Source organism: Alkalibacillus flavidus (assembly GCF_040545925.1).
GTDB lineage: Bacteria > Bacillota > Bacilli > Bacillales > Alkalibacillaceae > Alkalibacillus > Alkalibacillus flavidus.
Genome location: NZ_JBEPMX010000011.1, coordinates 70,057 through 84,074 on the forward strand (window position 1 = coordinate 70,057; position 14,018 = coordinate 84,074).

12 protein-coding genes, 1 rRNA gene, 1 pseudogene and 1 other annotated feature are annotated in these 14,018 nt (G+C 41.4%); all 14 genes and pseudogenes read right to left on the reverse strand.

Features of this window, described 5'->3' with window-relative positions; all coding sequences use genetic code 11:
- Position 1 precedes the first annotated feature (1 nt).
- Positions 2-391 (reverse strand): Mini-ribonuclease 3, encoded by a 390-nt coding sequence (locus tag ABID56_RS10730; protein WP_354221039.1) that lies wholly within the window; start codon positions 389-391, stop codon positions 2-4.
- A complete protein-coding gene (cysS, locus tag ABID56_RS10735) occupies positions 388-1,785 on the reverse strand; it encodes a cysteine--tRNA ligase (RefSeq protein ID WP_354221041.1) in 1,398 nt (465 codons plus the stop codon). The genes ABID56_RS10730 and cysS overlap by 4 nt, the downstream gene beginning before the upstream one ends.
- Positions 1,775-2,434 (reverse strand): serine O-acetyltransferase, encoded by a 660-nt coding sequence (cysE, locus tag ABID56_RS10740; RefSeq protein WP_354221061.1) that lies wholly within the window; start codon positions 2,432-2,434, stop codon positions 1,775-1,777. The genes cysS and cysE overlap by 11 nt, the downstream gene beginning before the upstream one ends.
- Before the next feature lie 71 nt (positions 2,435-2,505).
- Positions 2,506-2,718, reverse strand: a binding site (T-box leader).
- Between the two features lie 29 nt (positions 2,719-2,747).
- Positions 2,748-4,205 carry a glutamate--tRNA ligase gene (gltX, locus tag ABID56_RS10745; protein WP_354221043.1) on the reverse strand — a complete coding sequence of 486 codons (1,458 nt, stop codon included), beginning with the start codon at positions 4,203-4,205 and terminating at the stop codon, positions 2,748-2,750.
- A gap of 43 nt (positions 4,206-4,248) precedes the next feature.
- A complete protein-coding gene (gene ispF, locus ABID56_RS10750; RefSeq protein WP_354221063.1) occupies positions 4,249-4,728 on the reverse strand; it encodes a 2-C-methyl-D-erythritol 2,4-cyclodiphosphate synthase in 480 nt (159 codons plus the stop codon).
- Between the two features lie 48 nt (positions 4,729-4,776).
- Positions 4,777-5,433: pseudogene (gene ispD / locus ABID56_RS10755) on the reverse strand (2-C-methyl-D-erythritol 4-phosphate cytidylyltransferase); the annotation flags it as partial.
- 122 nt (positions 5,434-5,555) lie between these two features.
- Positions 5,556-6,650, reverse strand: a complete 1,095-nt coding sequence (locus tag ABID56_RS10760) for a PIN/TRAM domain-containing protein (protein ID WP_354221045.1) — start codon at positions 6,648-6,650, stop codon at positions 5,556-5,558.
- Positions 6,651-6,830: 180 nt separating this feature from the next.
- Positions 6,831-8,204: a DNA repair protein RadA gene (gene radA, locus ABID56_RS10765; RefSeq protein ID WP_354221047.1), complete on the reverse strand. Its 1,374-nt coding sequence runs from the start codon at positions 8,202-8,204 to the stop codon at positions 6,831-6,833.
- A gap of 91 nt (positions 8,205-8,295) precedes the next feature.
- A complete protein-coding gene (clpC, locus tag ABID56_RS10770; RefSeq protein ID WP_354221049.1) occupies positions 8,296-10,755 on the reverse strand; it encodes an ATP-dependent protease ATP-binding subunit ClpC in 2,460 nt (819 codons plus the stop codon).
- A 19-nt stretch (positions 10,756-10,774) separates the two neighbouring features.
- Complete coding sequence (mcsB, locus tag ABID56_RS10775; protein ID WP_354221051.1) at positions 10,775-11,842, reverse strand: protein-arginine kinase McsB; 1,068 nt, start codon at positions 11,840-11,842, stop codon at positions 10,775-10,777.
- On the reverse strand, positions 11,842-12,384 hold the full coding sequence (gene mcsA, locus ABID56_RS10780) for a protein-arginine kinase activator protein McsA (RefSeq protein WP_354221053.1): 543 nt from the start codon (positions 12,382-12,384) through the stop codon (positions 11,842-11,844). Before mcsA ends, mcsB begins: the two co-directional genes overlap by 1 nt.
- A gap of 14 nt (positions 12,385-12,398) precedes the next feature.
- Complete coding sequence (locus ABID56_RS10785; RefSeq protein WP_354221055.1) at positions 12,399-12,863, reverse strand: CtsR family transcriptional regulator; 465 nt, start codon at positions 12,861-12,863, stop codon at positions 12,399-12,401.
- A 206-nt stretch (positions 12,864-13,069) separates the two neighbouring features.
- Positions 13,070-13,738, reverse strand: a complete 669-nt coding sequence (locus ABID56_RS10790) for an MgtC/SapB family protein (RefSeq protein WP_377946402.1) — start codon at positions 13,736-13,738, stop codon at positions 13,070-13,072.
- Positions 13,739-13,924: 186 nt separating this feature from the next.
- Positions 13,925-14,018: ribosomal RNA gene (gene rrf, locus ABID56_RS10795) — 5S ribosomal RNA — on the reverse strand; the annotation flags it as partial.

The following is a 14,018-nucleotide window of genomic DNA, read 5'->3' on the forward strand; positions in this document are numbered from 1 at the left end:
ATCATTCACTCCTTTCGTCTAAAATCGCAATAGCGTCGTGAATTAATTCGGTTAATCGCGTTGTTTCGTCATTTAAATATAAATAGCCCAACAATGCTTCAAAAGCTGTGCTATAACGATAGGTTTGGGGATCTGTGTTTTTCGGAACACTTGATTTGGCATTACGCCCTCGCCTTACGACAGCTTGTTCTTGTTCAGATAAATAATCCATCTCTAACCAATGCAGCATCACGACAGCTTGCGCCTTCGCCGAAACAAAGGACACTGCCGATTGATGCAATTGGTTCGGTTTCACTTCACCGCGTCGAATTAAATGTTCGCGAACATATTTTTCATAAACGGCATCACCCATATAAGCTAGCGTCAAACTTTTCATCGTTTTCGGGTTCATTGTCGCTTCCATCTCGTTCCTTGCGGTGTATCTTCTAAAATAATCCCTTGATCGGCTAATTGATCACGAATCTCATCGGCGCGGGCGAAGTTGCGATCTTGACGCGCTTGTTTACGTTCTTCGATTAACGATTCAATGTCAGCATCTAGCAATTCCTCGGTTGCTAATGAGAAACCTAGCACACCGCTAATTTCATCGAACGCTTGGATAAACCGGTCAATCACCTCGGTCGACGTTTGGCCTTGCTCTAAATAAATGTTCGCATCTTTCGCTAATTCGAACAACACGCTAATCGCATTCGCTGTGTTAAAATCATCATCCATTTCTTGCACGAATGTATTCACATGGCGGTCGACTTGTTCTGTCCACGCCTGATCATTATCAGCTAAATTCATGCTCGCTTGTTTACGGTGCATTAAATTATCGTATGCTGATTTCAGACGACCGAAGCTACGTTTCGCACTCGCGAGTAGTTCGTCATTGAAGTTAATCGGGTTACGATAATGAACACTTAACATGAAAAAGCGAACGACATTCGGATCGTGCTCGCGAACGAGGTCGTGCACGAGTATAAAGTTACCGAGAGATTTCGACATTTTCTCGTTATCGATCTGAATATACCCGTTGTGCAACCAATAATTCGCAAAGGTTTGGTCATTAAAGCATTCCGATTGAGCAATTTCATTTTCGTGGTGTGGAAACGACAAGTCTTGGCCACCAGCGTGAATGTCAATCGTATCACCTAAATGCTTCTTCGCCATAGCCGAGCATTCAATATGCCAGCCAGGACGTCCGCTCCCCCAAGGGCTCGACCAAGCAATTTCGCCATCTTTCGCATCTTTCCAAAGCGCAAAATCAAGCGGGTCTTCTTTTTTATCACCGACTTGAATACGTGCACCTGATTGCAACTCATCAACCGATTGGTGGGACAGCTTACCGTAGTCATCAAATGAACGCGTTCTAAAGTAGACATCGCCATCCGCTTCATAAGCGTATCCTTTATCGATTAATCCTTGAATAAAATCAATAATTTCATCCATCGTATCTGTAACGCGCGGGTGATGTACGGCTTCTTGAACGTTCAACGCACCAACATCTTCTTTATACGCTTCAATAAACCGTTCAGCAATCGCCGGGACGTCTTCGCCTAATTCTTTAGATGCTTTAATTAATTTGTCGTCAACGTCGGTGAAATTTAAGACATATTCTACATCATACCCTCTATATTCAAAATAACGACGAATCGTATCAAATACAATTGCCGGTCGCGCATTACCGACATGAATATAATTATATACGGTTGGACCGCACACATACATGCTAATCTTACCTTCTTCAATTGGCTTGAACGCTTCTTTTTGGCGGGTCATCGAATTGTACATTTTAATCGTCACGCTCATTCTCTCCTTTCAATGCTTTCACTTCAGCTTGTAATTCGGCAATTTTCTGGTCTAAATAATCGCATTTATCAGCAACAGGGTCTGGTAATTTATGATGATCTAAATTTTTCTTCACTTTCACGCCATTTTTAACGACGATATTTCCAGGGATACCGACAACCGTCGAATACTTCGGCACATCTTTCAAGACGACTGATCCCGCTCCAATTTTAGAGTGCTCTTCGATTGTAATTGAACCCAACACTTTCGCACCTGTCGCAACGAGGACGTTGTCTTTTAATGTCGGGTGACGTTTGCCGCCTTCTTTGCCTGTTCCCCCTAGGGTCACACCTTGAAATATCGTCACATTATCCCCAATCTCGCACGTCTCACCAACGACAACACCCATACCGTGGTCGATGAAAAAGCGACGTCCGATTTTGGCACCTGGGTGAATCTCGATTCCAGTGAAGAAGCGACTCATTTGTGATATTACCCGGGCAATAAATTTCATATTACGTTTTTGAAAACCGTGCGCTACTCGATGTGCCCACACAGCGTGCACACCGGCATACGTTAAAATGACCTCTAACCGATTGCGCGCTGCCGGGTCTTGATCAAACACAACATCGACATCTTCTTTCAATAATTTTAAAAAATTGATCACGTGTCTCCCTCCTTATGAGGTTTATATCTCATTCTAACAAAAAACGTCTCTGCCTATATCGTCATATAGACAGAGACGCTCCTTGCGCGGTTCCACTCTGTTTAGAGGAGGTTCCTCTCAACTTTACACTGGTAACGGGCGTAACCCGCTCCACCCTACTTGGCGTTCGGATGAAGGCTCAGAGGTGCATTTCAAACGCTCGTTTACCAGCTACTCTCAGCGTGTGTAGCTTTCTCTGTCGATAAACAAAACGCTTTACTTCTCCTCTTCAACACTTTGGTTTATTACTATGTGAGTTTATCACGACCTGTTACGACGACACTTGATTTAAACGATGAACGACTGTGTCTTGTCCTAATAAGCTGATCGCATTCGGCAATTCAGGGCCATGCATTTGACCTGTCGTTGCAACACGGATCGGCATGAACAATTGTTTACCTTTATGACCCGTCGCTTTTTGCGTTGCTTTCGTCGCTGCTTTCACATTTTCCGGTGTTAATTCATCCAACTGTTCAAGCTCCGATTTGAAATGAGCAAGCATATCCGGCACGTGGTCTTGATCTAATACAGCCTGACATTCTTCGTCATAATTGATTTCTTTACGGAAGAATAACTCTGTAAGTTCAACAATTTCCGCACCATAACTTAATTGGTTATGATAAAGTTCAATCAATTGCTCGATCCATTCGCGCTCCGTTTCATCCATATTTTCCGACACTTTACCAGCTTCGATGAGATGAGGGAGTGTTAACTCAATCACACGCTCTAATGAACTATCTTTAATATACTGGTTGTTCATCCATTTCAACTTACTAGGGTCAAACACAGCAGGCGATGTTGATAAACGTTCAGGGTCAAAGATCTCCATTAATTGGTCGCGTGTGAATAATTCATCTTCACCTTGAGGTGACCAACCGAGAAGCGCAATAAAGTTAAATAACGCTTCAGGTAAATAGCCTAAATCAGCATATTGTTCAATAAACTGGATAATATCCTCGTCACGCTTACTTAATTTCTTACGCTCTTCATTTACAATCAATGTCATATGCGCAAATGTCGGAACATCCCAACCAAACGCGCGATACACCATCATTTGTTTTGGTGTATTTGAGATATGGTCTTCACCACGTAACACGTGAGTGATTTTCATTAAGTAATCATCCACGGCACACGCGAAGTTGTATGTCGGTGTTCCGTCCTTTTTCATAATGACCCAATCACCGAAGTCACTTGATTCAAAAGTTATGTTTTTCTTCACAATATCATTAAATGAATACGTTTCATTACTTGGTACACGTAAACGAATGCTCGGAATACGTCCTTCATCTTCAAATGCTTGGCGCTCTTCAGTTGATAAGTCACGGTGAGCCCCCGAATACATTGGCACTTTACCCTGCGCACGCTGTTCTTCGCGTTCTTGCTCTAGCTCTTCTTCTGTCATATAGCATTTATAAGCCAAACCGCGATTTAACAGTTCGTCCGCGTACTCTTGGTAAATATGCAGGCGGTCCATTTGGCGGTAAGGTCCATAATCGCCACCGACATCAACACTTTCATCCCAGTCGATGCCTAACCATTTTAAATATGTTAACTGGCCGATGTCGCCACCTTCAACATTACGCTTTTGGTCTGTATCTTCAATACGAATAATGAAATCACCATTCGTACTGCGAGCAAATAAATAATTAAATAGTGCTGTTCGTGCGTTCCCAATGTGTAAATGACCTGTTGGGCTAGGCGCATAACGAACCCTTACTTTTTCCGTCATGTATGAGTCCCCTTTCATATTCCTAATTAACATTGTACAAAATTTATGACGTTTCGTGTAATAATATGACTGCTTGTGCTGCAATACCTTCTTTACGGCCAGTAAAGCCTAGTTTTTCCGTTGTTGTGGCTTTAACATTCACTTGATCGCTTGAGGCATTAAGTAATTGTGCGATAACATGCTTCATCTCATCGACATAAGGCGCCATTTTCGGGGCTTGCGCCATGATCGTACAATCAACATTGCCAAGCGTTAAGCCACGTGACTCAACCATTTGCCAAACATCACGTAACAACTGCTTCGAATCATATCCTTCAAATCGCGGGTCATCATCTGGAAAATGACGGCCAATATCGCCTTCACCAATCGCCCCTAAGGCCGCATCTGCGATCGTATGTAATAAAACATCCGCATCAGAATGACCGAGCAAGCCACGTTCATATGGAATCTCGACTCCTCCAATAATACACGGGCGTCCTTCCACTAACTGATGCACGTCAAATCCTTGACCGATTCGAACCATAGATGGCCCCTCCTCACGATTGTTAGACCTATTTATTTGTAGCATATTTTCAGCTTTTTGTATATCTTCAGGATTTGTTAATTTGAAGTTTTGTGTCTGCCCTTCAACAATCACAGGTTCTATACCAAGGTCCTCTAATAAAGCGACATCATCGGTTGCAATGACACCATTCTCTTTCGCGTAATCATGTGCCCGCTTCAACCAATCATACCGAAACGCTTGCGGTGTTTGAGCTTGGTATAACTGGTTGCGGTCTAACGTTCGAATGCCCGCTTCAGATTGTTGTTTAATCGTATCGGTAACCGGTGTCGCTAAAAAGGCAGCCCCTTGACTCGTGGTTGCTTCCAACAATCGGTGGAGTTCATCTTCTGTGACAAACGGACGAGCCCCATCATGAATGAATGTCATCATGTCTGATTGAAGCGCATCAACGCCGCAACGCACACTATCCTGCCTTTCCGCGCCTCCATATACCATTTTAACCACTTTACCGAACCGATATTGCTCAACAATTTCCGCCATTAAATCATACTCATCTGCTTGAACAACGAGATATATGGCATGACACGAATCGTCACGTTCAAACACGTCTAATGTGTGAGCAATTAAGGGTCGATCGCCTAAATGAAGCAATTGTTTATTTCGACCTAACCCCATACGCTTTCCTTGTCCAGCGGCTAGGACAATCACTTGATAATGTTCCATGTTGCGTCTCCTGTTCCATTTGACCTGATTCCCATTTTATTATAATGAAACGTATTACACACACGAAAAGGACTGATTTAAATGATCACGTTACGATGTCATGAAATCAGCCCTCACGTATACTATTGTGCTTTTTCCATCGCTTTTGGTTTGGCGAAAATCATCCGACCTGCTGACGTTTGTAAAACACTTGTTACGATCACATCAAGGCTATTGCCAATCTGGTTTTTCCCTTCTTCAACAACGATCATCGTACCGTCGTCTAAATAAGCGACGCCTTGTTTGTCCTCTTTACCCGCTTTAATAATATGAACATTCATCTCTTCGCCTGGTAAAACGACTGGTTTCACCGCATTCGCTAAATCATTAATGTTAAGCACCGTGACATTTTGGAATTCTGACACTTTGTTTAAATTGAAATCATTCGTCACGAGAACCCCGTTCATCACTTTCGTCAGCTTAACTAATTTACTATCCACCTCTTGAATATCTTCAAAATCACCTTCGTAAATTTGAACGTCGACGGGGACGTCTTTTTGTAGGCGATTTAAAATATCCAATCCGCGTCGACCACGATTACGTTTTAACACATCGGACGAATCAGCAATATGCTGTAATTCTTCTAATACGAAATGCGGGATGATGATCGACCCTTCAAGAAAATGCGTCTCACAAATATCCGCAATTCGCCCATCAATAATGACACTCGTGTCTAATATTTTAGGGCGAATATTAGCAGAGGCGTTTTTGTCAATTTGTTCTGCCTCAGCACTTTTCGTTTCTTTACGATTCATCGTCAATAAGCTGACGAACTCATTACGTCGTTTAAAACCAACTTGAAACCCGAGATAGCCTAAGATCACCATTAAAAAGATCGGCAAAATCTCCGACAAAAGCGGATTACCTAAACCTTGTAAATAAATATTAACTAAAAATGCTAACACTAAACCAACAATCAAGCCTAAGCTTCCAAACAATAAGTCAGCTACAGGTGCTTTCACCAACTTTTCTTCAATCACCTTAAGCCCATTCACAACATAATCGACGAGCCAAAACGTAGATATGAATAATATGATTGCACCTAACACAAGACCGATAAAAGGAATTAACCATTCTGGCTCCTCAAACCCAACTAATGATGCTAACTTAGGAAAATATAAATAACCTAACGCACCACCAGCCACAACGATAAACAATTGTATCGTTTTCTTTAACATGTTCGCACCTCCTGTTCATTAGTCTTTCCAAATATACGGTAGAACATAAGTTTTATAGATGTACTATAATAGTTAATTATAGCACGGGGTTAAAAAAAGCGTCAAAACAAAATAGCAAATATTATACCACTTGAATTTAAAGTATGTCAATTGTGTTACAAACATTTCTCGTTTGTAACACTAGTCACCTAATCCTTCTTTTAACGCTTCTTGAACCGAATTCACCCCGATTAATTCAACGCCTTCTGGAGGTGTAAAACTACCTAAATTATTGCTCGGCAAAATAATCCGCTTAAACCCAAGCTTATGCGCTTCATGTACGCGTTGTTCAATTCTTGCAACACGACGCACTTCACCTGTTAAACCGACCTCACCAATAAAGACATCATCTGGTCGTGTTGGCTGGTCGCGAAAACTTGAAGCGACACTGACAGACACCCCTAAATCTATCGCTGGTTCATCTAACTTAACGCCACCTGCGACTTTGACGTACGCATCTTGGTTTTGTAACAGTAAACCTGCTCGTTTTTCTAATACGGCCATTAATAATGGCACCCGATTATGATCTAAACCTGTTGCCATACGCCTTGATTGGCCGAATTGTGTAGGCGAGATCAACGCTTGAATTTCAACTAACATCGGACGGGTCCCTTCAAGTGACGCAACAACTGTTGATCCGGCCACCCCTTGCGAACGTTCTTCTAAAAATATTTCAGATGGGTTACTCACCTCAACTAACCCTTCTTCTTTCATTTCAAAAATACCCATCTCATGCGTACTACCAAAACGGTTTTTAACACTACGCAAGATACGGAAAGTATGATGACGCTCCCCTTCAAAATAAAGCACGGTATCAACCATGTGCTCGAGTAATCGTGGACCTGCAATCGCACCTTCTTTTGTCACGTGGCCGACGATAAAAATCGGAATTCCTTTAGACTTCGCGACTTTCATAAGTGAACTCGTACATTCTCGCACTTGGGACACTGAACCTGGCGCTGATGTCACCGCTTCATTGAAAATCGTTTGAATCGAGTCAATCACAACAAAAGACGGGTTCATTTGATCGATCGCATCGATGACATACTCTAAATTCGTCTCCGCCATGATATATAAATGATCTTCTTTAACATCTAATCGATTCGCCCGCAGTTTCGTTTGTTTTTCAGACTCCTCACCTGAAATATACAACACATTCATATGATTGTTTGCCACTTGTGATGATAATTGTAATAATAACGTTGATTTACCGATACCAGGATCGCCACCGATTAAGACAAGTGACCCTGGGACGATACCGCCTCCTAGCACGCGGTTCAACTCTTCCATTTGCGTTGATAAACGCGACTCTTCTTTCGATGATACCTCTTTAATCGACTGCGGTTTCTTACGTTGTTTCGTCGTATCGCCACCGACTTGATGGCGGTCTGCACTTTTCGACACTTTCTCTTCGACTAATGTATTCCACTGGTGGCAAGCTGGGCATTTCCCCATCCACTTCGGAGATTCATAGCCGCATTCCTGACAGAAAAAAATCACTTTCGATTTAGCCATAACCGACTTCCTTTCATATGTACGGAATTAGTCATTTTTTAATCAAGCAGAAAAACAGCCGGATTAAATGTGAATCCGGCTGTTTTTCTTACTATTGTTCACTTGTTTCTGTTTCAAGTTCTTTCGTCGATTCTATATAAAATTCGCCGTCATCATTTACATCAATGTCTACATGTTGCCCTGCTTGAATCGTACCACGAAGGAGCTCTTCTGATAAGAAGTCTTCTACATTTTTTTGTAAGGAACGACGTAACGGTCGGGCACCATACTCTAAATCCATTCCTTCATCGGCAATTTTCTTAACCGCGTCATCAGAAAGGCTGAAGTTAATGTCACTATCCGATAAGCGATCTTGAAGTTGTTTTACCATTAATTGAACAATTTCACGAATATGTTCTTCTTCTAATGAATGGAACACAATCGTTTCATCAATACGGTTTAAGAATTCTGGACGGAACGCTTTCTTCAATTCGTCCATCACTTTCGATTTCATTTGTGAATGGTCTTGTTGGTGGTCATCCACACTGAAGCCGACATATTTTTGACGACGTAGCTCTTGTGCGCCGACGTTTGATGTCATAATTAAGACGGTATTACGGAAATCAACGACGCGACCTTTTGAATCTGTTAAACGGCCATCTTCTAACACTTGAAGTAAAATGTTAAAGACTTCTGGGTGCGCTTTTTCGATTTCGTCTAATAAGATAACGGAATAAGGCTTTGTACGAACCTTTTCAGTTAATTGGCCGCCTTCTTCATAGCCGACATACCCTGGTGGTGAGCCGACTAAACGAGACGTCGCGTGTTTCTCCATGTACTCAGACATATCGATACGAATCATCGCGTCTTCATCACCGAACATTGATGATGCTAAGGCGCGTGCTAGTTCTGTTTTACCAACACCTGTTGGACCTAAGAAGATGAATGAACCGATCGGACGTTTCGGATCTTTAAGTCCTGCGCGAGCTCGGCGAACGGCTTTCGCAACCGCATCAACCGCTTCATCTTGGCCAATGACACGATCATGCAAGGTTTGTTCTAAGTTTAACAGACGTTCTTTATCATCTTTTGCAAGGCGTGAAACAGGCACTCCCGTCCACGTTGAGACGACTTGTGCAATATCTTCTAGCGTGACTTCAGAGTCTTCTTTACCTTGCTTCTCTTTCCATTCGTCTTTCGTTTTATCGAGTTCATCTTTCAGTTTCTGTTCTTTATCACGTAAAGACGCTGCTTTTTCAAATTCTTGACTTTGTACAGCCGCATCTTTTTCTTTTTGAACTTCTTCTAGCTTTTGTTCTAACTCTTTTAAGTTAGGTGGTGCTGTGTAACTACGTAAACGGACACGAGACGCTGCCTCATCAATTAAATCAATCGCTTTGTCCGGTAAGAAACGGTCGGTGATGTAACGATCCGATAGACGAACAGCACTTTCAATCGCTTCCGGCGAAATCGTCACACGGTGGTGCGCTTCATAACGATCACGCAGTCCTTCAAGAATTTGTTGTGACTCTTCTGGTGTCGGTTCATCGACTTGAACTGGTTGGAAACGACGTTCTAAAGCGGCATCTTTTTCGATATATTTACGATACTCATCTAATGTCGTCGCACCGATACATTGTAAGTCACCACGCGCTAACGCTGGTTTTAAGATGTTAGAAGCATCAATTGCACCTTCTGCACCACCAGCACCGATTAAGGTGTGTAACTCATCAATAAAGAGAATGACGTTGTTTGCTTGGCGAATTTCTTCCATGACTTTTTTCAAACGATCTTCGAATTCACCGCGGTATTTCGTTCCTGCAACAACTGTCCCCATATCCAGTGTCATCACGCGTTTATCGCGTAAAATTTCGGGCACTTCATTGTTTATAATTTGTTGCGCTAAACCTTCTGCAATTGCAGTCTTACCAACACCAGGCTCACCAATTAAGACTGGGTTGTTTTTACGACGGCGGCTTAACACTTGAATGACACGCTCAATTTCTTCTGCACGACCAATAACAGGGTCAATATTACTTTCTTGTGCGACAGCTGTTAAGTCTCTTGCTAATGAATCAAGTGTTGGTGTACTCGCATTACTCGATTGCTTTTGCTGGCGATTATTGCCCGTTGATTCGTTACTTCCGAGGAGTTGAAGCACTTGTTGACGTGCTTTATTTAAGCTGACACCTAAGTTATTGAAAACGCGTGCCGCCACGCCTTCACCTTCACGAATGAGGCCGAGTAAAATATGCTCCGTGCCTACATATGAATGATTTAATTTACGCGCTTCATCCATAGATAATTCAATAACTTTCTTCGCACGTGGTGTGTAATGAATCGTCTGCTGTTCGCTTTGACCAACCCCAATAAGTTGCTCGACTTCTTCTTGAATTTGATCAGCTGTAACGTTTAACGATGATAAAGCTTTCGCCGCAATACCTTCGCCTTCTTTTACTAAACCGAGCAAAATATGCTCTGTTCCGATATTGTTATGCCCTAAACGGACAGCTTCTTCTTGAGATAAAGCTAACACCTTTTGTGCTCGCTCTGTAAATCGTCCAAACATCATAATCGTTTGCCTCCCTTATTTAATATTGCTCTAATTGTAATCTTTCACGAATTAAGTTTGCTCTAAACCAATCGCGTTCATATGGTTGCAAAGATTTTTTCGCGTAATGTTGTAAAAAGCCTGGCTGTGTTAACACCATGAGTTCGTTTAAAATGTTTTTCGAAACATGTTTAATCAAACCTAAGTCAATGCCTAATCTAACATCGGATAAGCATTTAGCAGCTTCTTTCGACTCAATAATACGACTGTGGGCTAACACACCATACGACCGAAAAATACGATCCTCTAACTGTATACCCGATTGTTGCATCACCCATTCACGTGATTGTCGTTCACTTTCAATCACTTGTTGAACGACGCTTTGCAACTCCTCGATAATGTCTTCTTCTGATTTACCGAGTGTCATTTGGTTCGAAATTTGATACAACGAACCAAGCGCTTCACTACCTTCACCATAAATCCCTCGGACGACTAAGCCTAACTTATTAATCTCTGGCGCCATTCGATTCATTTGATTCGTCATCGTAAGGGCTGGCAAGTGCATCATAACGGACGCTCTAAGACCTGTTCCAACATTTGTTGGGCAACTCGTTAGATAGCCTTTTTGTTCATCAAACGCATAACGCGTTCGCTCTTCAAACCAGTCATCTAACTTTTGCGCTTGCTTTAACGCTTCTTGTAGTTGCAATCCCGGATAATATAATTGTAGTCTCAAGTGGTCTTCTTCGTTCACCATAACAGATGCTTGCTCATTCTCTGAAATTAACACAGCACCTGTTTGGCTATTTTCAGCTAAATTGGGACTCATTAAATGTTTTTCTACTAGAACGCGTTTTTCAACAGGCTCTGCGTCACTCATTTTCACTAATTGGAATTTTTTAAACTGATCATACGATTGATCATTGAATTCTTGTTCAACATGCTGAAGCACTTTTTCTTGAGACTGCTGATCACCGCTGGTCGGAAACGGCACTTGTTCAAGATTTCGAGCTAAACGAATCCGTGTACTTAGCACGATATCTGAATCTTTACCTTCATCATTCATCCAAGGACTAATCGCATCATTGATGAAATCTTGCAATGACATTACGTCTCACCCCCATCATCGTTATGGAGTTCTTCTTTCAGTGCACGTATTTGGTCACGAATATTAGCTGCTTCTTCAAAATTTTCCTCATGAATCTTACGCTGCAAGTCATCTTGTAATTGATCGATCTCACGGCGTTTGTGTAAATCGCCACCTAATCGTTTCGGAATTTTACCGACGTGTTCCGTGTTACCACTATGAACTCGTTTAAAAATAGGATCTAAGTAATCCGCAAATGCCTCATAACATTGACTACATCCGAATTTACCTTGATGTCGAAATTCATGATACGTCAAACCACAACCATCACATTGAATGGTTTTCGATGCAGACATCTGTTGCTGTTGGGATTGATTCATCGTTTGATCAAACGGAAACATATTCGTTAAGAAGTGGTGAAGCGATAAGTTCTCATTTGCAAAGTCCATATAACCTTCACCTTGAGCGCATTGCTCACATAAATGCATTTCTTTTTTCTGTCCATTCACGACTTGGGTGTAATGCACAGAGGCTTCATGCTGCTGACAGTTTTGGCATAACATTATAACCCCTCCAATCAACCATGCATTTTAATTGTTGTTAACAACTCTTTAAACATTTTAGCTCGTATAAAATCGCGATGTGGTAATGGTATATCTAAAATATCGCGATGCATCATTTTTTCCATCAACCGTTTTTCACGATCAGTAATCAAATCTTCATCTTTTAATCGTTCCACTAAATCAAAGGCAGCTTGTTGTGTTAAGGGTTGATTTGATGCTAATTGCATCTCTTGAATTAACTCTTCATTAGATTCCGGTTGCAAGCGGATAATTCTTATATAACCGCCACCACCCCGTTTACTTTCTACTAAATAGCCTTTTTCTAACGTGAAACGTGTATTAATGACATAATTAATTTGAGAAGGGACGCATTCGAAACGGTCAGCAATTTCACTACGCTTTAATTCCACAACATCACTCTGACTCGATTGAATGACTTGCTTTAAATAAGCTTCAATCACATCCGAAATATTCCTCACCGCAGTTCCCTCCTAAACACATGACTTCATCATCTAAGATTGATCAAAGTTTGACTTTGACTATCTTTGACTATACTTTCATTATACTTATTTTTTATGATGTTGCAAATCATTTGATTGCAACGAAACAGATAATGACAACATAACAAAAAAGCCGTTTGTCATGATGTCATATCACGTCAAACGACCTTAAATGAAGGAATTTATTAATTGATGTTCATGTCATTCTTGTTGTAAATATACGTAATATCCTCTAACTTACTAACACGATCCAACAAGTCATGACGATCAAAAGTTTGATGTTTTTCTAATTCAATGTAAACATGTCGTTGTTCAAAATCATCATTTTTGATTTCCATTCGTTTAATGGCTAATTCAAATTCATCAAACAAATCAAAAACATGCCCCAAGTATGCCTCATATCCGACTAATATATGAAGGTGGTTCGCATCCTTGTGTCGTGAAAACAGTTTTTCAAAGGAATTTAAAAAGATTAAGCTCAATAGAACAACCGCTGTTGCTAAAATACCTAGCGCATACATACCAGCACCTATCACTAGACCTAAACCAGCAACAGTCCAAATCGATGCAGCTGTTGTTAACCCACGAATCGTCATACCGTGTACCAAGATTGTCCCGGCACCTAAAAAGCCAATTCCACTAATGACATATGAAGGAATACGAGCTGGGTCAAATCGTACAGTATCATGATTATCAATATAAGAATCGAAACCGTAAACCGATAATAACATCATGACACACGCACCAACACCAACTAATATGTGTGTACGAAAACCTGCATGATGATTTTTCAATTCACGTTCAAACCCAATTAAACCACATAAAACAGTTGCTAATAATACGCGGTAAACCATCGTGTCAAAATGATCGCCTATGAACTGGTCTTGTATATATTGCAAGAATTCCACCTTTTCCGTCACTCCCTCTCTATTATCTATATCAAAACATCCATTTTAATGATCTATGCATGACGTACAGTTATTATTCCATCATAAACAAAAAAAGCTAAGAAGACAATATGCTTCTTAGCTTTAGTCAATGCCCGGCGGCGTCCTACTCTCGCAGGGGAAGAACCCCAACTACCATCGGCGCTAGAGAGCTTAACTGCTGTGTTCGGCATGGGAACAGGTGTGA